The sequence below is a fragment of the Microbacterium sp. STF-2 genome (assembly GCF_034650155.1).
GTDB lineage: Bacteria > Actinomycetota > Actinomycetes > Actinomycetales > Microbacteriaceae > Microbacterium > Microbacterium maritypicum_A.
Map to the genome: position 1 here is coordinate 2,682,339 of NZ_JARKMW010000001.1, position 18,182 is coordinate 2,700,520.

18 protein-coding genes are annotated in these 18,182 nt (G+C 70.5%); 6 read left to right on the top strand and 12 right to left on the bottom strand.

Going from position 1 to position 18,182, the window contains the following annotated elements; genetic code table 11:
• Positions 1 to 2 precede the first annotated feature (2 nt).
• From MicroSTF_RS12975 to MicroSTF_RS12990, 4 genes are read left to right on the top strand one after another with little or no spacing between them, the layout of a single operon-like run.
• Positions 3 to 995 (top strand): ROK family protein, encoded by a 993-nt coding sequence (locus MicroSTF_RS12975; protein WP_021200134.1) that lies wholly within the window; start codon positions 3 to 5, stop codon positions 993 to 995.
• Positions 992 to 1,936, top strand: coding sequence for a 1-phosphofructokinase family hexose kinase (locus tag MicroSTF_RS12980; RefSeq protein ID WP_322956122.1), 945 nt, complete (start codon positions 992 to 994; stop codon positions 1,934 to 1,936). The genes MicroSTF_RS12975 and MicroSTF_RS12980 overlap by 4 nt, the downstream gene beginning before the upstream one ends.
• Positions 1,933 to 2,787 carry a class II fructose-bisphosphate aldolase gene (locus tag MicroSTF_RS12985; RefSeq protein ID WP_322956124.1) on the top strand — a complete coding sequence of 285 codons (855 nt, stop codon included), beginning with the start codon at positions 1,933 to 1,935 and terminating at the stop codon, positions 2,785 to 2,787. Before MicroSTF_RS12980 ends, MicroSTF_RS12985 begins: the two co-directional genes overlap by 4 nt.
• The gene (locus MicroSTF_RS12990; RefSeq protein ID WP_021200137.1) at positions 2,787 to 3,563 is read left to right on the top strand and encodes a DeoR/GlpR family DNA-binding transcription regulator; all 777 of its coding nucleotides are present in this window, start codon (positions 2,787 to 2,789) and stop codon (positions 3,561 to 3,563) included. The genes MicroSTF_RS12985 and MicroSTF_RS12990 overlap by 1 nt, the downstream gene beginning before the upstream one ends.
• Positions 3,564 to 3,816: 253 nt before the next feature.
• Here the strand turns inward: MicroSTF_RS12990 and MicroSTF_RS12995 are convergent, their stop codons facing one another.
• The 4 genes from MicroSTF_RS12995 to MicroSTF_RS13010 all read right to left on the bottom strand — a co-directional run bounded on the left by MicroSTF_RS12995 (position 3,817) and on the right by MicroSTF_RS13010 (position 9,172).
• On the bottom strand, positions 3,817 to 6,267 hold the full coding sequence (locus MicroSTF_RS12995) for a CHAT domain-containing protein (RefSeq protein WP_322956126.1): 2,451 nt from the start codon (positions 6,265 to 6,267) through the stop codon (positions 3,817 to 3,819).
• A gap of 143 nt (positions 6,268 to 6,410) precedes the next feature.
• Positions 6,411 to 7,982 (bottom strand): S8 family peptidase, encoded by a 1,572-nt coding sequence (locus tag MicroSTF_RS13000; protein WP_315072562.1) that lies wholly within the window; start codon positions 7,980 to 7,982, stop codon positions 6,411 to 6,413.
• A 57-nt stretch (positions 7,983 to 8,039) separates the two neighbouring features.
• A complete protein-coding gene (locus MicroSTF_RS13005) occupies positions 8,040 to 8,495 on the bottom strand; it encodes a hypothetical protein (protein WP_029258824.1) in 456 nt (151 codons plus the stop codon).
• Complete coding sequence (locus MicroSTF_RS13010; protein WP_231479796.1) at positions 8,492 to 9,172, bottom strand: RNA polymerase sigma factor; 681 nt, start codon at positions 9,170 to 9,172, stop codon at positions 8,492 to 8,494. Before MicroSTF_RS13010 ends, MicroSTF_RS13005 begins: the two co-directional genes overlap by 4 nt.
• Before the next feature lie 69 nt (positions 9,173 to 9,241).
• On the opposite strand from MicroSTF_RS13010, the gene MicroSTF_RS13015 reads away from it, so the two are divergent.
• Positions 9,242 to 9,460, top strand: coding sequence for an SCO4848 family membrane protein (locus MicroSTF_RS13015; protein WP_297557099.1), 219 nt, complete (start codon positions 9,242 to 9,244; stop codon positions 9,458 to 9,460).
• A 33-nt stretch (positions 9,461 to 9,493) separates the two neighbouring features.
• On the opposite strand, the gene MicroSTF_RS13020 is transcribed toward MicroSTF_RS13015, so the two are convergent.
• Positions 9,494 to 10,807 (bottom strand): MFS transporter, encoded by a 1,314-nt coding sequence (locus MicroSTF_RS13020; RefSeq protein ID WP_029258826.1) that lies wholly within the window; start codon positions 10,805 to 10,807, stop codon positions 9,494 to 9,496.
• Between the two features lie 74 nt (positions 10,808 to 10,881).
• Here MicroSTF_RS13020 and MicroSTF_RS13025 point away from each other — a divergent pair, with 74 nt between their 5' ends.
• The gene (locus MicroSTF_RS13025) at positions 10,882 to 11,472 is read left to right on the top strand and encodes an ArsR/SmtB family transcription factor (RefSeq protein WP_021200144.1); all 591 of its coding nucleotides are present in this window, start codon (positions 10,882 to 10,884) and stop codon (positions 11,470 to 11,472) included.
• A gap of 14 nt (positions 11,473 to 11,486) precedes the next feature.
• On the opposite strand, the gene MicroSTF_RS13030 is transcribed toward MicroSTF_RS13025, so the two are convergent.
• The 7 genes from MicroSTF_RS13030 to MicroSTF_RS13060 all read right to left on the bottom strand — a co-directional run bounded on the left by MicroSTF_RS13030 (position 11,487) and on the right by MicroSTF_RS13060 (position 18,109).
• Positions 11,487 to 12,596, bottom strand: coding sequence for an FUSC family protein (locus tag MicroSTF_RS13030; protein WP_031207473.1), 1,110 nt, complete (start codon positions 12,594 to 12,596; stop codon positions 11,487 to 11,489).
• 198 nt (positions 12,597 to 12,794) lie between these two features.
• Positions 12,795 to 13,481: a hypothetical protein gene (locus MicroSTF_RS13035; protein WP_297557098.1), complete on the bottom strand. Its 687-nt coding sequence runs from the start codon at positions 13,479 to 13,481 to the stop codon at positions 12,795 to 12,797.
• Positions 13,481 to 14,395: an ABC transporter ATP-binding protein gene (locus MicroSTF_RS13040; RefSeq protein ID WP_322956134.1), complete on the bottom strand. Its 915-nt coding sequence runs from the start codon at positions 14,393 to 14,395 to the stop codon at positions 13,481 to 13,483. The genes MicroSTF_RS13035 and MicroSTF_RS13040 overlap by 1 nt, the downstream gene beginning before the upstream one ends.
• Entirely contained in the window at positions 14,392 to 14,781 is a 390-nt protein-coding gene (locus MicroSTF_RS13045; protein WP_029258829.1) for a GntR family transcriptional regulator, read from the bottom strand. Before MicroSTF_RS13045 ends, MicroSTF_RS13040 begins: the two co-directional genes overlap by 4 nt.
• Before the next feature lie 186 nt (positions 14,782 to 14,967).
• Positions 14,968 to 15,483: a helix-turn-helix domain-containing protein gene (locus tag MicroSTF_RS13050; protein WP_322956137.1), complete on the bottom strand. Its 516-nt coding sequence runs from the start codon at positions 15,481 to 15,483 to the stop codon at positions 14,968 to 14,970.
• Positions 15,384 to 17,117: a polyketide antibiotic transporter gene (locus MicroSTF_RS13055; RefSeq protein ID WP_322956139.1), complete on the bottom strand. Its 1,734-nt coding sequence runs from the start codon at positions 17,115 to 17,117 to the stop codon at positions 15,384 to 15,386. Before MicroSTF_RS13055 ends, MicroSTF_RS13050 begins: the two co-directional genes overlap by 100 nt.
• Complete coding sequence (locus tag MicroSTF_RS13060) at positions 17,117 to 18,109, bottom strand: ABC transporter ATP-binding protein (protein ID WP_021200151.1); 993 nt, start codon at positions 18,107 to 18,109, stop codon at positions 17,117 to 17,119. The genes MicroSTF_RS13055 and MicroSTF_RS13060 overlap by 1 nt, the downstream gene beginning before the upstream one ends.
• Between the last annotated feature and the right edge of the window lie 73 nt (positions 18,110 to 18,182).

Below are 18,182 nucleotides of genomic sequence, written 5' to 3' on the forward strand. Positions count from 1 at the left end.
CCATGACCCGAGCTGACGGGACGGATGCCGTTCCCGACGTCGAGCGAGACGCGACCGGTGAGAAGCTCGCCGCCGTGCGCACGCTCGGCGTCGGTGCCCCCGTGCTGGCGTTCGACGTGGGCGGCACCGACATCAAGTCGGCCCTGTTCGACGCCGACGGCACCGCCCTCGGACTGCGCCGCACGCCCACGCCGATCGCCGAGGGCGACCGCACGCAGGTGCTGCTCGAGCGTCTCGAGGTGCTGGCCGAGGAGCTCCGCGCCGCGCACCCCTCTGTCGTGCCGCAGGCGGTGGGACTCGTCGTGCCCGGGATCGTCGATGCGGATGCCGGCTTGGGCGTCTTCGCGAGCAACCTCGGCTGGCACGACTCGCCCTTGCGCGACCTCGCCGCTGAACGCCTCGGGCTGCCCGTGGCCTTCGACCACGATGTCCGTGCCGCCAGCTGGGCGGAACGCCGACTCGGTGGCGCGCGCGACTACGCCGATTCGGTGGTGCTCGTGATCGGCACGGGGATCGCCGGTGCGCTGCTGGTCGGGGGCGTCCCGTACACCGCCGGCGGTTACGCGGGTGAGATCGGGCACTCCCCGATCGCGGACGGGCCGATCTGCGCGTGCGGCGCACGCGGTTGCCTCGAAGCCGTCGCCTCGGCCGGTGCCATCGCCCGGCGGTATCGCGAGGCAACCGGGATCGCTCCGGACGGAGCGAAGGACGTGATCGCCCGCGCGGCGGCCGGCGACGAGGTGGCCGCGGAGATCTGGAACTCCGCGCTCGACGCGCTCACGATGTCTCTGGCTCAGCTCACCGCCGTCGTGGCGCCGGAAGCAGTGGTCATCGGCGGCGGACTCTCCCGCGCCGGCGGCGCCCTGTTCGATGAGCTGCGCACGCGCCTGGCCGCCCGGCTCAGCTTCCATCGCATCCCGGCGCTGGTCCCCGCCGAGCTCTCCGGCAACGCAGGGCTGCTGGGCGCCGCCCTCCGCGCACGGGAGCTCACATGATCCTCACCGTCACTCCGAACCCCGCCCTCGACCTCACCTGGCGCGTCGATCGGCTCGTCGAGGGCGGAACGCACCGGGCGGATGCCGGGGCCGCTCGTGCCGGCGGCAAAGGACTCAACGTCGCGCGGGTGGCGCACGCCGAGGGTGCGGACGTGCTCGCGGTCACCACCGTGGGCGGTCGGGTCGGCGAGGAGTTCGCCGCGGAGCTGCGCACGAGCGGTGTGCCGAACGCGCTGGTGGCGGTCGCCGCGGAGACCCGCCGCAGCATCGCGGTGGTCGATGAGGCGCTCGGCGACACCACGATCATCAACGAGCGGGGTGCGAATCCGACCGATGCCGAATGGGCGGCGCTGCTCGCCGAAGTCGTCGAACGGTTGTCGGGTGCGCGTGTGCTGGTCGTGTCCGGCAGTGTGCCGCCTGGCGCGCCGGAGTCGTTGCTCCCCATGCTCATCGCGGTGGGGAAGGACGCCGGAGTGCCGGTGATCGTCGACACCTCCGGACCCGCTCTGCTGCGCGCGGCGGAGGCCGGAGCCACAGTGCTCAAGCCCAACGCGGCCGAGCTGGTCGAGGCCACAGGCATCGCCGACCCTGTCGAAGGGGCCCGATCGCTGATCGCCCGGGGCGCCGAACTCGTGCTGCTCTCGCTGGGGGCCGAGGGCATGCTCGCGGTCACGGCGTCCGCACTCGTGCACGCTCGCCTCGACGAACCCCTCGCGGGCAACCCGACGGGCGCCGGTGATGCCGGGGTCGCCGCCTGCGCCGTGCTGTACGCCGAGGGGGTGCGCGATCCCGAGCAGATTCTCCGCCGGGCCACCGCCTGGTCCGCCGCCGCGGTGCTGACCCCGCTGGCCGGCGACATCTCGTCGCGCTGGACGGAGCTCGAACAACAGCTCCGCATCTCGCATCCCCATCCTGAATCGTTCCGGAAGGACCCTTCGTGACCCTCGTCTCCGCTCGCGACCTCGTCTCCGCCGCTGCCGCCGAAGGCACCGGCATCGGCGCCTTCAACGTGATCCACCTCGAGACCGCCGAGGGGCTGGTGCGGGCCGCCGCCCTCGCGCAGCTGCCCGTCATCCTGCAGATCTCGCAGAACTGCGCCGACTATCACGGCGGGCTCGAGCCCATCGCGCTGGCCACGCTCGCGGTGGCCAGGCGTGCACAGACGCCCGTGGCTGTGCACCTCGATCACGCCGAGCGGCCCGAACTGGTCGACGAGGCCATCGCGCTGGGCTTCGGCTCGGTCATGTTCGACGGCGGCGCCCTGCCCTACGACGACAACGTGGCTCTCACGGCGGCGGTCGCTGCCCGTGCGCACGAGGCCGGGGTCTACGTCGAGGGCGAGCTCGGAGAGGTGGGTGGCAAGGACGGGGCGCACGCTCCGGGTGTGCGCACCGACCCCGACGAGGCGCGTGCGTTCGTCGCGGCCACCGGTGTCGATGCGCTCGCGGTCGCGGTGGGTTCCTCGCACGCGATGACCGACCGCACGGCGTCCCTCGACCTCGACCTGATCGCACGACTGCACGAGGCCCTGCCGGTGCCGCTGGTGCTGCACGGGTCCTCCGGCGTCGCGGATGCCGTGATCGCCGACGCCGTGCGGGCGGGCATGACGAAGATCAACGTCTCCACGCATCTGAACGGGTTCTTCACGCGGGCGGTGCGCGAGAAGCTCGACGCCGATGAGCGTCTCGTCGACTCCCGCAAGTACCTCGCCCCCGCCCGCGACGCCCTCGCCGGTGAAGCGGCGCGGATGCTGCGGCTGTTCGCGCTGCAGCCGGCGGAATCGGTCGCCTGATGAAGCGGGCGGCTCGGCTGAACGCGATCCTCGACCTCCTGGCCGCGAAGGGCGAGGTCACGGTCGAAGAGCTGGTCGAACGGTTCGAGGCCTCGTCGGCGACCACACGCCGAGACCTCGACACCCTCGCCGAGCAGCGCCTGCTCACCCGCACCCATGGCGGTGCGGTGGCGCAGACCGTCGCCTATGAGCTGCCCATCCGCTACAAGAGCCACCTGCGCACGCACGAGAAGGCGAGCATCGCGCAGACCGCCGCCGGCCTGGTCGCCCCCGGCATGGTCGTCGGACTCTCGGGCGGAACCACCACGACCGCCATCGCCGCAGCGCTCGCCGCGCGCGACGACCTCTCGGGCAACGGCGGCATCACGGTCGTCACCAACGCCGTGAACATCGCCGCCCAGCTCGCCACCCGCCCCGACATCAAGGTCGTCGTCACCGGCGGCGTCATCCACTCGCGCAGTTACGAACTGGTCGGCCCGTTCGTGGAGCAGCTGCTGCGCGGGGTGCGGCTCGACATCGCCTTCATCGGCGTGAACGGGATGGACGCCGTCGCCGGTGCGACCACGCAGGACGAGCGCGAAGCCGCGGTGAACCGGATGATGGCCGAGCGGGCCCGGCGTGCGGTCGTGGTGACCGACGGCAGCAAGCTCGGCGTGGAGGCGTTCTCGACGGTCGGCGGCGTCGACCTCTTCCCGACCGTCATCACGGACGCCGGAGCGGATCCCGAGGTGCTCGCCGCCCTCCGCGCGGCCGGATACGCGGTGCTGGTCGCCTGAGCCCGGACGCTGTCGGACACCCCAAGGGCCCCGACGTCCCCAGATCGTCGAGGCCCTCTGAGGGTGTCGCGGCTGCATGCCGCGACGCCCCCGAGCAGATGGTGTCCGTGTCGTACTCGCGCTCCCCAGTGCGCCTGATCCCCAGATCCGACTGCGCCTCCCTCGCGCCTCACCCTTCGAGGCCCTTCGCATGGCACCTTCCGAAGAACAGGAGCGTGCGGCATCGGTTCTGATACACCGAATGGAGGAAAAGTCAGAATCCGTTTCCATGACACTGGAACGGCGCGTTCACGCCGGTGTCGACCGCGGCCCTCGCGAGCGCGACGGCCGGTGCGGCACCCGCGGAGAGACCGGTGTGCACAGCGCTGAGCAGATCGCCGGCCACATCATCGGGGACCGCGACGGGGGCGGCGATCACGCAGTCGGCACCGGCGTGCAGCCACACCCGCGTCATGCCCAATGCCTCCTCGCCCCAGCGCACCGACGAGCGTCCGAGCTCACAGGCCGAGAGGATCACCGTCGCCGGGACCCGCGGAATGAGATCGACGTCATAGCCGAAGAGGATGCCGTCGGCGAGCTCGAATCCGGAGAACAGCGGGTTGTCCACCGCGTGCCTGCCGTGCGCGGCGATGTGCAGCACATCGGTGGCTGCGGCGAGTTCTGTGACCGCGGCGACCGTCGCCTCCCCGGTCAGCAGGGTCTGCGGTGCCACCCCGGCGCGTCGCCAGGCCGCCGCTGCCCGTTCGACCTCGTCACCGGCGCGAGCGACACGCGGACCGGCGGCGAATCCGACCGAGGCCGGCCGCGTGATCGTGCGGGAGGGGCCGGCCAGCAGGCGCGAGACGGATGTCGCGAGCGTGAACGGGGTGCCCGACATGCCGGAGAGCATCGCCCACGGAACTCCACCGAGCGCTCCGGGTACCGTGATGGCCAGTCTCGCTGCGGACGGCGCGGCGAGCAGCAGCGGCGCGAGGAGCTCGGCGTCGAGGATCGCCAGGCGCGAGGCGAGCGCCCGTTCAGTGACCTCGCCCATCAGGCCGCCACGGGTCAGGGCGGCCATGTCGAGGTCGGCGCGGAGGCCGTCGAGCGCCGACTGCACCCGCGACCAGGACAGATCGACGACGGTCGCACCCGCGGTGGTCACCAGGACCGCATGCAGATCGGTGCCGGTGAACACGTATGACAGGACGGCAAGGTCGGGATCGAGCAGCGCCATCGCCTCCGTGAGTCCGAGCCGTTCGCGCGTGCCGCCTGAGCCGGTCGCCGCCCACTGTCGTTCGCGCACCCGATCACGGAGGGCGCGCACCCTCGCATCCGTCGTCCAGTCGGCGCCGGCCAGCTCGGCACGGAGCATGCGCAGTTCCGCCAGATCGACCGCGAGGGATTCGTCGTGCGGGGGGCGCACCGGGGCGACCTGCTGGCTGAGGTGCCGCGCACGCTCCGACCACTCGAACAGGAGGGCGGGGTCGCGCCGTCGAGCGGCCGCGGAGAGTCCAGCGAACATCAGGTCGCTGCCGTGCATCGCGACCGACGCCTGCAGGTCGAGAGCGCCGAACGACTGCTGCCAGGCGGTGAGCAGATCGAGGCCATCGGCGGCTGCCCGGAGGGCATCGCGGTCGCGACCGGCGGCTGCGGCGCGAGCGGCGCGCACCTCGTGTGCACGCAGGCGCAGGGGCGTCGGGGCCGCATCGTCCAGCCGTGGCAGCCGGCCGGAACCGTCACGCCGAGCGCTCAGGCGGAGTCCTGTCGCCTCGGTGTGGAAGCCGCCCTGGTCGAGCGCCTTCGCGGTGCGCGCGAAATCGTCGCCGTCGATGGGGCGGTGCGGCTTCGCCCGCTGCTGCGCCTCGAGGCGCACCGCTTCGGCACGCGCCGCCCACCCGTGATTCCCGAGTGCGGTGAAACGTCGGGCGGCGCTGCGGGCCGCCCGCTCTGCGGCGGCGGGATCATGTCGCAGCAGCGAGCGGGCGAGGTGGAATTCGGCCTCGCCCCTGGCTTGCCGCATCCGCTGCGCGCCGAACTGGGCGGCGACCTGCTCGAGCAGTGTCTCGGCCTCGGTCGTGAGGCCCGCGTCGCGCAGCACCTCCGCCCGATCGAGGTCGCTGATCGCCGCGGCGAGGTCGCTGATCGCGGCGAGCTTCGGACGGGAACGGGTCATCAGGGTGAGCGCGGTGACGAGGTCGCCCCCGAGCAGCGCCGCATAGCCGAGATTGTGCCGCGCCTCGGCCAGGGGCTCGTCATCGTCGTTCGCCTCGTACACGGCCACCGCGCGCCGCAGATCCTCGACGCAGGTCTCGAGCTCGCGCTGCTGCATCCGCACCACCGAACGGTTCATCAGACAGTTCGCGAGCTCGGTGGTCTCGTCTCCGATCGCCGTGAGCGTGTCGATGGCGCGGGTCAGTTCGACTTCCGCCTCGGCCAGCCGTCCGCCGTGCATGAGAAGTGTGCCGAGCTGGCCGCTGAGCACCGTGATCGTCTCCGCACGGAGGCCCGTTCGGCCGAGGGCCTCGCGGCACAGCTGCTCGGCGGCCGCGGGCTCTCCGGTCTGCGCGAGCACGTAGGCGACCGTGCCGTCGATGCGCGCGCGGAGGTCGGGGTCGTCGGTGCGGGTGGATGCCGTGTCGAGCGCGCGTCGTGCCTGCGTGAATCGTCGGGCGTTCGCCGCTTCGACGCCGCGCCGGTGCAGCTCGATCGCGGACAGGGGCATCCCTCCAGAATGCCGTGCGTCGGGTCTGCAAGGGAAGAGCCCGGATTCCGCGGAGCACCCCGCGCACCAGGACGGGCCGCCCGCATCGGTACGGACGGCTCGTCCCGGGGGTACATCAGGCCGGGTGCATCAGGCGCGATCGATCAGGCGGAGTCCACGGGATCCGGAAGAGACTTCAGCACCGCGGCGACGGCTTTCGCCGCGGCTCCGGGGCTGACACCGCCGACCGGCACGGTGCCGAGCTGCGCGGCGACGCGCGCGGCCACGTACGGGGCGGAGAAGGAGGTGCCGCTCCAGATCGCGAATCCGCCGCGATAGTCGTCGGGGTCGATCGTCTCGCGGCGGAGACCGTCGACGTCGGCCCTCGTCACCGCCTGGGTGCCGCCCACGAACGCGGGTGACGTGCTCACCACGGCCGCGCCCGGTGCATAGACCCGGACCCAGGGGCCGATGTTCGAGAAGAGGGCGACCGACTGCGCCGACGGATTGAGAGCTCCGACCGACACGAGCGGCGCGTCCTTGTCGGGGTGGATGCCGTTGTCGGCACCAGGCCAGGGCCAGAGCGACGCGGGGAAGGAGGGGCGGTCGATCGCGTCGTTCCCGGCCGAGCACACCACCACGCATCCGAGCTCGCGCGCCTTGGCGAGCAGCTGGTACAGCGTGAGACTGAAGAGTCCGTCGGTCGGTGTCTCGTGGTAGTAGCTGAGCGACAGGTTCAGCACATCGATCGGGAAGCCCGTGTTCGGATCCTCCCGGTGGCGGGCGAGCAGCGTCACGACCTGGGCGACGGTCTCGAGCAGGGTGCTCTCGTCGACCACTCCGAGGGCTCCGGCCACCCGGATCGAGAGGATGTCGGCATCCGGGGCCGCCTGTCGGACGAGCCCGGCGATGAAGGTGCCGTGCCCGGCGACCGCGTCGATCTCGCCGTCGAGCTGCCCGTACAGGTCGGGGTAGCGCTCCGGGTCGGCGTCGTCGGTCAGCCCCACCGGCACACCGTCGAGGTCGACCGTGCGGGTGACGATGTCGGCGGGCAGCCAGGCGTGTTCGCCGCAGCCGGTGTCGAGCACCGCGACGACGGGCCGCCGTCCGCGCTTCGGAGCGGGCCCGCGCACCGGAGCGGGGCCCAACCAGGTGACGGGCTGTCGCGCGCCGCGTCCGGGCTCGAGGTAGTCGTCGCTGCCGCCCGCGCCCCCTCCGGCGCCGCGCACCGGGTTGGTGCGCGTGAACGGGTTGGTGCGGGTGAACGGGTTCGTCCGGGTGAACGGATTGAGCCCGACCGGGTCGATGGACAGCACGTGGTCGAGGCTCGTGCGCGGCATCGTGGAGCGGGACATGCGGCGGGCGCGCTGGAGCACGCGCCAGGCGTCGGGTGCGACGGGCGATTCGCCGCGGACCGGTTCGTCGGGGGTGCGCAGCCGTGCGCGCAGGAAGCCGGGGACTCCCGGAACCAGCTCGCCGTCGAGTGCCGAGCGGGTGCCGTCCTCGATCTCGAGCTGCCATCCGAAGGTGTCGGCTGCATCACGCAGGGTGCGCACCTCGCGGTCGTAGGCCTCTTCGTCGCCGAGGGCGCGGGTGATCAGCAGCCGCTCCGGCAGGTACGCCGTCGGAAACGCGCGGATGCCGTCCACCGGTTCCGTGCTCGGGTCGAGTGCCGTGCCCCGGCGGATCGATCCCTCCGCGCGGTCCTGCCAGGTCCATCCCTTGGGCTGATCCATGCGTCATCCTCTCCGTGCGGGTCACCCCGCGTCCTCATCGACGGGCGGTGCCCGCGATCACAGCTCGAACTGCGGGGTCGCGAGGGTGCGCGTCTCGTCCCCGATCACGGTCGTCAGGCTCACGCGTGTGAGGCCGGGAGGCACATCGTCGAACACGAAGCGTCCTGTCTCCTCCGGCGAGACCGACCGTGTCTTCTCGCCCTGCGTCAGCACGATCTCCGCGGCAGCGGTGTCGACCCAGCCGTCGACGCGGCGGTGACCGGACGCGGTGGTCGTCACGTGCAGCAGGATGCTCGTGGAGCCGTCGCTGAACTGCAGGGTGAGCGCATCCGCTTCGCCCCGCACCGCGCCGAACTGTCCCTCCACGAGGGTCAGAAGCGCGTACTCGCGGTTCAGGCCGTCGGCGGCGACCGCGGCGACCATGCGATCGATCAGGCCGGCGGGCATCGGATCGATCTCGCTCCACAGGGAGCGGAGCCGGGCGAACATCTGGGCATCCTCATGCTCGGTCATGCGAGTCCCCCTGTCTGCGCTGTCGGCGGCGCGTCCAGCAGGGCGCGCAGCTTGGCGAGGCACCGATTGCGTGTGGGGCCGATGCTTCCGATGGGCATGGCGAGGTCGCTGGCGATGCGCGCATAGTCGGGGCGATCCTCGAAAGCGATCACACGCAGCAGCTTCTGGCAGCGTTCGTTGAGGCGGCGCACGGCCGACCACAGGCGACGGTTCTCGTCGCCGAGCGCCGCGTGCTCCTCAGCCGAGGCCTGCTCGGGAAGAAGCGTGTCGAGGTCGTCTGCTTCGGCCGTGTCGACCTTGCCATGCGCCTTCGCGACCTTCCAGGCCTCGCGGCGCGCGGTGGTCGTGAGCCAGGCAGACACGGCGCGAGGATCGCTGATCGACCCGTGGCCGCGGACGAGCTGCAGCCACGTGGTCTGCACGACGTCTTCGGCGAGCGTGCGTTCGAGCCCGTACGCGCGCACGACGTGCCAGAGCACGGGCGTCATCAGCCGTACGAGCTCGTCCATCGCGCGGCCGTCGCTCTCGCGCCATGCACCGAACAGATCCGCGGCGCGCTCCCAGCGTGCGCGCCCGTCGTCCGAGGCAGGATCGTGAGCGGTGCCGGGTGCACCGTCGATCATGAAGCCCATTGTGATCACACCTACCAGGAGCGCGGCAAGGGCTTTCTGATACATGTCTGCATCCAAGAATCCCGCGGCTCCCCGGTGGGTCGCGCGCATAGGTGACGCCGATAGCGTGGAGGGGTGATCCCCCTCGCCGTCGTGCTCTTCCTCAATGCCGCCTTCAACGCTCTCGTCTGGCCGCAGTTCTACAAGCGCGTCGCCAAGGATCCGCGGGCGCGGGATGAGAACGGCAGGGCCACCGCGTTCCTCAAGGTGCACGCGGTGCTCATCGGGATCGCGCTCGTGCTCGCCCTGGTCTCCCTGCTCGCCGGTATCGCGGCGCTGACCGGCGTTCTCTAGGCCGGAAGAGTCGGGCCTCGCCGCCGCGCGGCGTCAAACCGTCTCGTACTGCTTCGCGTGCGCGGCCCAGCCTGACTCGACCGGGAGCGCCCGCAGCGCACGGTTGCTCACGGCGAGCACGACCGAGATCAGGCACAGTGCGGCGCAGATCAGGATGGTCCACTCCCTCCCGATCCACGCGAGCCCGAAGCCCGCGATGAGCGGTGCGAGCGGCATCGCACCCATGCCGAGGACTCCGGCGGCGCTGTTGGCGCGACCGAGCAGATGGCTCGGGGTGGCGACCATGAAGTAGCCCATCATCCCGGCGTTGAGCGCGGGGATCAGGAGGACCGAGGCGCCGAGCACCACCGCGATGGCCCAGGGATCGGTCACCATCGAGAGGGCGATCGCGCCGATCGAGACGACCGTGAGTCCGGCGATGGTCAGGACGCCGGCCTTGATCCTCGGCACGAGCAGCGGTGCACAGACCGCGCCCACGAGCATCACGGCTCCGATCGACGCGCTCAGGGTGCCGATCAGCAGCTCGGAGTAGCCGTCCTGCTGGAGGGCGTAGATGATGGTCGTGATCGTGGCGTTGAAGCCGAGGTTGATGACCGTCGTGATGAGCAGCACTCCGCCGAGGTCGGGGCGGGAGAGCAGCCAGCCGAATCCCTCGCGCAGTTCCGCCCAGGCGTTCGGCTTCACGGCCACACCGGGCTCGACGACGGTACTCGGCTCGGCGACGTCATCCGCACCCGTGTCGATCATTCCAGCACGGCGCACCTGACGCCCCAGCATCCACGCGGTCAGGGCCGCGATCGCGTGACACAGCGTCATGACCACGCCGACGAGCCATCCGCCCACGCCCAGCAGCAGGCCGCCGAGCGGACCGCCTGCGAGCTGGAGAGCGGCATCGCGTCCCTGGTTCGCGGCTTGGGCACGGCCCATCGCGTCGTCGGGCACGATCTCCTTGATCGCACTCTCGCCCGCGACGTCGAAGAGTCCACTGCGCGCGGCGAGCAGCACGTCGATCACCAGCAGTGACCCGAACGTCATCGCATCACCGAGGGCGAGAAGGGTGAAGCCGCCCGCGAGCACGATGCCGATGAGGGAGCCGAGGAGCATCAACGCGATGCGGCGGTGGCGGTCGGCCAGCACGCCGCCGGCCAGGGTCATGAGGAGTCGGGCGACCATGCCGGCACCGCCGATGATGCCGGCCTGGGCGGGATCGTTCGTCACGATCAGTGCGAGCAGGGGGATGGCGAAGCCGAACAGCGAGGCCGCGAGGCCCTTGCTCGTGTCGCTCACCAGCCAGGTGAGGTATCGGGTGTTGCGCCACAGGCGGTGGGGCGCGGTGACGGTGGTCATGTCTTGAGAATAGATGCGCAAGAACTATTGCGCAACTCTTATTGCGCAATTCTGGGTGCGGGTAAGATCGGCACATGACGGAGGACACCGCGAAGAGCACCAGCGACGATCCCGTCTGGATGACCTCGGCCATGCTCAAGGCCTACTCGCACCCACTGCGGCGCCAGATGATCCGGCTGTTCTCGCGGCGGGAGTTCCTCCGCGCCGCCGACATCGCCGCCGAGCTCGGTGTGCCGGCGAACAGTGCGAGCTTCCATCTGCGCGCGCTCGCCGACGCCGGGCTCATCGAAGAGGCGCCCGACAAGGCCCGCGATCGGCGCGATCGTGTCTGGACCGGACACAAGGGTGCGCTCAACGTCGGAGGGCCCGAGAGCCCCGTCGCCGACGAGGCTCTCGGCTCTGCGGTGATCGCCGCCCTCGTCGAGGACCATCAGGATCTGATCCGCCGGGTGATGGCCTGGACCCCGGAGTACGTGGCCGGGCGCACGGCCGAGGTGCACGCTGCCTTCACCCAGCGCACCATCCGGCTCACCGAGTCGGAGTTCGACGATGTGATGGTGAAGATCAACGACGTCTTGAGCGCTGCCGATGATGCCCACGACAGTTCCGACTCCGAGGGCCGGTACTGGCAACTGGATCTGATCGCCGCCGACGACACCATCTGACGCGGCTCAGGCTGCTACTCCTCCGCCGGGGCGGGCGTCCCGCTCAGGATCAGGATCCGCCGCAGATGCATGGCGGTGAGCACGCCGGGTCCCATCGACCGCCGGACATCGATGGTGCGGTCGTCGACGGTCTCGAGAAGCAGTCGGATCGCACGGGCCGCCTCTCCGCGAGCGCGGTGATCGTCACTGGACGAGGCGTCACCGCGAGCGATCACGTCGGCGACCGCGTGACAGGCCGCGGACAGGGGATCCGGCAGGGCGGGGTCGAGCGCCAGGCCGGCCGGCCGATCCCAGATGGTGTCGGCGATCTCGTCGGAGATGTCGCGGATGAGGTGCGCGATGCGGTCGAGGGCGGCGAGTTCATCGTGGCTCTGCTGGATCCGGGTGCGATGGCCCTTGGCGCGAGGGTTGCCGCGTCTGCTCTCGTCCGCCTCCGTCAGAGCCGAGCGCAGCGCGGAGGACGTGTCGGCGAGCGAGGCCGCATCGTCGGCCCATTGCTCGTGCTCCGGAGGCCACGACTCCGAGACCGCGGAGCCGATGTCGTGCAGGTGCGCGGCCAGTTGCTCCCGGAAGGCCGCCACCCGCCCGGCTGCCGCGACGGTCAGGGGTGCCGGCGCGATGATGAGGTTCACCAGCAACCCGACGATCACCCCGACGGCCGTCTGGGTCAGGTAGCCGAGCGAGTAGTCATCGGCGTCCTGCCCGCCGATGATCAGCACGAACAGCGCGGCCATCGGCACGTACTCGCGACCGACACCGAACCAGCCCGTGCCGGAGAGCAGCACTCCGACCCCGACCACCAGCGGGATGCTCCACCAGGTCGGGCCGATCGTCAGCACCACGATCGTGGCGAGCCCGATGCCCGTGGCGAGGCCGAGCAGCGTCTGCAGACTCGACTTCGCCGAACCCATCAGCGTCGGGTACATGCTCAACAGGGCCCCGAGCGGAGCGTAGTAGGGGTACTCGTCGGTGACCCCGGGCATGTGCGGGGCGATCATCCAGGCCAGTCCGACCGCGAGGGTCGTCTTGGCCACGAGCAGGAGGCGGGCGGGGCGGACGGCGTCGTGGAGTGCGCGTTGGACTCCTGCTCGTCGTACCCGGAGCCGGGTGCGGGTCTGGGGCACGGCGTCCTCTCGGTCGGGGGGCGGCGCGGTCGGGGTGGGCGCGGTCGGGGTCGGCGCTGTCGGGGCGGGTGGTTCCGCGAGCCTATGCGTCCTGTGCGTCGGGGGCGAGCGGGTTGCGTCCCCGGGCGCCTACGGGTAGCGCGCACACGCGACGCCGGCCGCCCGGGAGGGCGACCGGCGTCGACGAGGAGGTCGGGTCTACGGGATGGCTCTGCGGAAGGCGAGGAACGAGACGCCCATGAGGGCCGCGGTGACCACGAGGCCCCACAGCGCGAGGCCGAGGGCCCCCAGATCGCCGATCCCGGTCCAGACCTGTCCCCACAGCTCGAGCCTGGTCACGAGGTACACGATTCCGACGAGGATCAGTGCCAGCGCGATCCACGTGATCGTCAGGACCGTCAGCCCCCAGCTCTTGTAGATCGTGGCGCCCGTGAAGCCGACCACGAAGAAGAACAGCGCGAGCGTGAAGTAGACGACGAAGGCCCCGAGCGGACCCGCCTCCCACAGCCAGGGGATGTGGAACACCCACCCGTTCACGCCGTAGCCGTTCGTGGCGACTTCGATCCCTCCGCCGATCAGGAACAGGATCCCCATGAGCGCACTGGCGATGATGGCGGTGAGCATGGTGCCGAGGAAGAACTCGCGTCGCGTGATACTCATCGCCTGAGAGAACGGGAACGTGAGCGTCATCGCAGAGATGCCGATCGCGAAGAAGTACCACAGGGGCGCCTGTCCTCCGCCACCGTAGATCGCGATGTCGTCGGGGATCATCCCGTAGATCAGTATCGAGATCGCCGTCGCTGCGCCGAGGATGATTAGCGGGACCCAGATGAACGTCTGTCGATTGATCATCTGCAGGCGGATGACGTTGAGCGTGCGTCGCATCAGCGCACCTCCTCTTTCGTGATGGCCGATCTGGTGGAGTCGGCCTCGGCCTTCTGGGTGAGGCGCACGATCAGTTGCTGCAGCGAGACTGGCGCGAGGTCGAGCCCGGAGGCCGTGATCTCCGCACGCTCCGCCGGGGACACGGCACCGAGGACGGTGACGGAGGCCACGCGGCCGAGCGCCTCACGGTGCAGCACCTCGCGGGCTCCCACCCAGGCGTCGACCTTCGCGGCGTCACCCACCACGGTCACGGCGCGGTCACGCACCGCATCCGTGTCCTCGTTCAGGAGGATCCGGCCGTTGTCGATCACGATGACCTTCTCGATGAGGTTGGACACCTCGTCGATCAGGTGCGACGAGAGGATGACGGTGCGCGGGTGCTCGGCGTAGTCCTCGACCAGACGGTCGTAGAAGATCTGCCGGGCGACGGCGTCGAGGCCGAGGTAGGGCTCGTCGAAGAACGTGATCTCGGCGCGCGAGGCGAGTCCGATGATGACGCCGACCGCGGAGAGCTGTCCGCGGGAGAGCTTCTTGATGGTCTGCTTCATCGGCAGCTGGAACTCGGCGATGAGCTCGTCGGCGAGCGACTGGTCCCAGTTCGGGAAGAACAGGCTCGCAGCCTTGAAGGCGTGCTTGGGGTACGCGTCGTCGGGGTACTTCTGGCTCTCGCGGACGAAGCAGATCCGGCTGAGCACGTGCGCATTCTCATACGGGTGCTCGCCGAACACCTTCACGGTGCCGGACGATTCGAAGTTCTGGGCCGTGAGGATCGACATGAGTGTCGTCTTCCCTGCCCCGTTGCGACCGAGGAGGCCGTAGATGGCGCCACCCTCGATGGCGAGCGACACGCTGTCGAGGGCTCGCTTCTCCTTGTAGCGCTTGCTGAGGTTCTGCACCTCGATGACGGTGGTCATGCGGGGGTCTTCCCTTCTGCGTCGGTGGTCAGTGCGGCGCGATGCCGGAGCAGGGCCGCGAGGTCTTCGGCGCCGAGCCCGAGCGTGCGGGCCTCGGCGAGGAGCGGGTCGATGTAGCGGTCGGCGAAGGCGGCACGGCGCTCGCCGAGGAGCAGCTCCCTGGCGCCGTCGGCGACGAACATGCCGATGCCTCGGCGCTTGTAGAGCACTCCCTTGTCGGTGAGCATGGCGACTCCCTTGGCTGCGGTGGCGGGGTTGATGCGATAGAACGCGGCCAGCTCGTTCGTGGAAGGGGCCTGCGCCTCCTCGGCGAGCGAGCCGTCGACGATCGAGTCCTCGATCTGCTCGGCGATCTGGAGGAAGAGCGGCTTGCCTTCTTCGATCACGAGTCCTCCGCTGGGTTAGTGGGTTACTTACTCGACTAAGTAACCATGCAACCCGCGCGGGTGTCAACCCTCGTCGTCTCGCGTGCGAAAACCCAGAGCATTCGTCTCGGGCTCGGCGCGTCGACGCGCGGCACGCCGGAGCGCACGCGGATGGTCTCCGTTTCGGCCGACGGGTGGATGCTGCGGTCAGTCGCCGTCGCGGCGGTGCTCGCGCCAGTCCTCGACGATCTGCAGCATGCGCACGGAGAGGAAGCGGAAGAATTCGGCCAGTTCGACGGCCCGGTCATGCGCGCCCCGGTCGTCGTCGTGCGCGGCGGCGATGTCGTCGATGTACTCCGACAGGCGCGAGTACACCGGCATGTTCCCGACGATCGAGCTGTAGAACGGATCGTGCACGAACTCGTAGCGGTCGCGCCGGTCGCCGGGCCGTGAGCGGCGCTGGATGAAGTGCAGCTGCTGCAGGTAGCGCACCGCACCGGAGACGGCGGCTGCCGAGACCCCGAGGCGCTCGCCGAGCTGGGCGGCGGTGTATCCGCCCTCGGGGGCGGCGATCAGCGCCATCATCACGCGGGCGGGCATGCGTGGCATCCCGGCCGCGGTCATCATGGCCGCGGCCTGCTCAGCGGGTTCCATCCCGCGGTGGGAGTCGCTGTGGCGAATCGACGCCTCGGGGTCGAGGTCGTCGGTGCTGTCGTCGGCCATCGGAGTCCTCCTATGCTCCGGGGGCGAGTTCGCGCCGCCTCATCAGGGCCAGGGATCCCGCGGCTCCAGCGGCCAGCGCGAGCATCAGCCACCACAGGCCGCGCACGTCCACGCCGCTGCCGTCCACCACGGGGGTCACGGCGAACGGGGAGAGGTTCGCACTCCATTCCGGCAGACCGAACAGGGGGGCCGAACATGCCGAGCAGGGCCGCGAGCAGCACGAGGCTCCACGCCACCGCTGTCGTCGCCCGGGGGAGGAGCACGAACACCAGCGCAGTGAGCACCGCGAAGATCGCCGCCGCGACCGCCTGGCCGAGCCCGGCCACCGCGACGATGCGGTAGAGCGACGCGTCGCCGCCGTTCGACCAGACACCCGCCCAGCCGGCGAGCACCGCGGCGGCGACCACGATCAGCACCGCGACGATCCCGACGATCACGAAGTCGGCAAGCCAGCGCACGCGACCGACCGGCGTGGCGAGCACGGCCTCGGCGGTGCCGTGGGCCTCCTCCTGTCGTGCGCGCACCACCGTCTGTACGGCACAGCACGCGGCCAGGATCCCGAGCAGGGTGAAGAATACCGTGACGACGACCTCGTCGAGTCCGCCCGTCGCGCCTCCGATCTTCTTCAGAATGTCGGCGACGGCCGGATTCTCGCCCGAGATCTGGTCGACCAGCCCGCTCAGCGTGGTGGCGAGGATACCCGTGATGGCGCCTCCGATCGCCCAGCCCACGATCGAGCCGGAGGTGAGCCGCCACACCAGGGCGTGGGGCGAGGCGAGGGACGGTCGTGCCGAGACCCGGCCGAGGCGCTCCGCGACGAAACCGGCATCGATGTCGCGCAGCGACTGCAGGGCGACGGCGGCACCGGCGAGCACGAACCCGAAACCGAGCCCGAGCAGCATCGGCCAGACGATATCGGTGTCGTACGGGCGGGTCTGCTCGACCCAGCCGAAGGGGGAGAGCCAGGCGGGCCAGGCGCTCGTCATGCTCGTGAGGTCATCGCTCGGGGTTCCTGCCGCGTTGCCGATGCCGCGGATCAGGAACGTCGCCACGAGCACCCAGACCGTCAGGGAGTTCGCCCCGCGCGAGGTGCGCATGAACTGTGCGGCCAGCAGGCCGATGCCGAGGAATGCGATGCCGCACGACGCGGCCGCAGCTCCGGTGAGGAGCGATCCTCCCGCCGGGAGTCCGGTGGCGACCAGCGCGAGCGTTGTGAGCGCGGCCAGCACGACGTTCGCCAGGATGCCGTGCACGATGGTGGCGATCGTCGGCAGGCGGCGTCCGGCCGGAGTCGCCCACACGAGCTCGGCGCGCCCGGCCTCCTCATCGCCGCGGGTGTGCCGCACGGCGAGGAACGTGCTCATGAGCGCGGCGAGCAGCGCCAGCCACGGCAGCACCTCGAAGGCGAGGAAGGCGCCCTCGGATGTGCCGGAGGGGAGGCCGCGGAACATTAGGATCACCGGGTTCGCGAGCGCCGCGGCCAGGATGTTCTGCCGGTCGGCGAGGGTGGCGTACGACTGGCTGACGCCGGCGTACCCCGCGAACGCCATCAGCGCCGTGCCGACGATCCACAGGGTCAGCTGCAGCCGGTCACGCCGCAGCCGCTGTCGGAGCAGCACTCCGAAGGCGCTCATCACGCACGCTCCTTCTGCGCACGCCGCTCGCGGCGGGTGGAGGGGCTCGCGTCGTCCGTCCGACCGTCCTCCGCGGCCTCGAGCGTCGCGAGGTCATCGCCGTAGTGGCGCAGGAACAGCTCCTCGAGCGAAGGCGGCGCGACGCGCAGGTCGCTGATGCCGAGGGCCGCGAGCGCGGGGAGCACGGTGGCCGTGCGGTCGCTGTCGACGGCGAGGCGGATGCGGTCGCCCTGCTGTTCCGGGCTGTGCACATCCGGGATGCGGGCGACCTGCTCGAGGGTGGCTCCGGAGGGGGTGAACGACACGTCACTGCGCGTGAGATGCCGCAGCTCCGTGAGCGTGCCGGTCTCGACGATGCGGCCGGCGCGGATGATCGACACCCGGTCGCACAACTGCTCGACCTCACTCATGATGTGGCTCGACAGCAGCACGGTCGCACCGTTCGCATGCGCACGGGCGACCTCGCGCTGGAAGATGACCGCCATCAGGGGATCGAGGCCGCTGGTGGGCTCGTCGAGGATGTAGAGGTCGGCGGGCACCGCGAACGCCGCGATGAGGGCGACCTTCTGCCGGTTTCCCTTCGAGTAGGCGCGGCCCTTCTTGCGCGGATCGAACTGGAACGCGTCCATCAGCCGCTTCTTCTCGTGCTGGTAGGCGGGGTCCTTGGTGTGCGCTCCCCGCAGCCGGGCGAGCAGATCGACGGCCTCACCTCCCGACAGGTTGGGCCAGACGCTGACGTCACCGGGAACGTACGCGATGCGTCGATGCAGCTCGACCGCGCGATTCCAGGGGTCCTCACCGAACACGGTCGTCTCGCCCCCGGTGCGCCGCGCGAGGCCGAGGAGGACGCGGATGGTGGTCGACTTGCCCGCACCGTTCGGGCCGAGGAAGCCGTGCACCTGGCCGTGTTCGACCGTGAGGTCGAGGCCGTCGAGAGCGTGCACGTGGCCGTAGTGCTTGGTGAGGTTCCGGGTGGTGATGACGGTGGTCATGCGCGGGAGCGTACGCCCGATTCACAAACTTGTGAATCGGGCGAAAACAACGCATGCGAAATCCTTACGGCCG

Bases quoted from the DNA above. Each gene is read 5' to 3' on its own strand.
- MicroSTF_RS12995 (WP_322956126.1), bottom strand. From the start codon at position 6,267: ATGCCCCTGTCCGCGATCGAGCTGCACCGGCGCGGCGTCGAAGCGGCG.
- MicroSTF_RS13035 (WP_297557098.1), bottom strand. From the start codon at position 13,481: ATGCGACGCACGCTCAACGTCATCCGCCTGCAGATGATCAATCGACAG.
- MicroSTF_RS13050 (WP_322956137.1), bottom strand. From the start codon at position 15,483: ATGGCCGACGACAGCACCGACGACCTCGACCCCGAGGCGTCGATTCGC.
- MicroSTF_RS12980 (WP_322956122.1), top strand. From the start codon at position 992: ATGATCCTCACCGTCACTCCGAACCCCGCCCTCGACCTCACCTGGCGC.
- MicroSTF_RS13010 (WP_231479796.1), bottom strand. From the start codon at position 9,172: ATGTATCAGAAAGCCCTTGCCGCGCTCCTGGTAGGTGTGATCACAATG.
- MicroSTF_RS12975 (WP_021200134.1), top strand. From the start codon at position 3: ATGACCCGAGCTGACGGGACGGATGCCGTTCCCGACGTCGAGCGAGAC.
- MicroSTF_RS13020 (WP_029258826.1), bottom strand. From the start codon at position 10,807: ATGACCACCGTCACCGCGCCCCACCGCCTGTGGCGCAACACCCGATAC.
- MicroSTF_RS13040 (WP_322956134.1), bottom strand. From the start codon at position 14,395: ATGACCACCGTCATCGAGGTGCAGAACCTCAGCAAGCGCTACAAGGAG.
- MicroSTF_RS13025 (WP_021200144.1), top strand. From the start codon at position 10,882: ATGACGGAGGACACCGCGAAGAGCACCAGCGACGATCCCGTCTGGATG.
- MicroSTF_RS13055 (WP_322956139.1), bottom strand. From the start codon at position 17,117: ATGAGCGCCTTCGGAGTGCTGCTCCGACAGCGGCTGCGGCGTGACCGG.
- MicroSTF_RS13000 (WP_315072562.1), bottom strand. From the start codon at position 7,982: ATGGATCAGCCCAAGGGATGGACCTGGCAGGACCGCGCGGAGGGATCG.
- MicroSTF_RS13005 (WP_029258824.1), bottom strand. From the start codon at position 8,495: ATGACCGAGCATGAGGATGCCCAGATGTTCGCCCGGCTCCGCTCCCTG.
- MicroSTF_RS13060 (WP_021200151.1), bottom strand. From the start codon at position 18,109: ATGACCACCGTCATCACCACCCGGAACCTCACCAAGCACTACGGCCAC.
- MicroSTF_RS12990 (WP_021200137.1), top strand. From the start codon at position 2,787: ATGAAGCGGGCGGCTCGGCTGAACGCGATCCTCGACCTCCTGGCCGCG.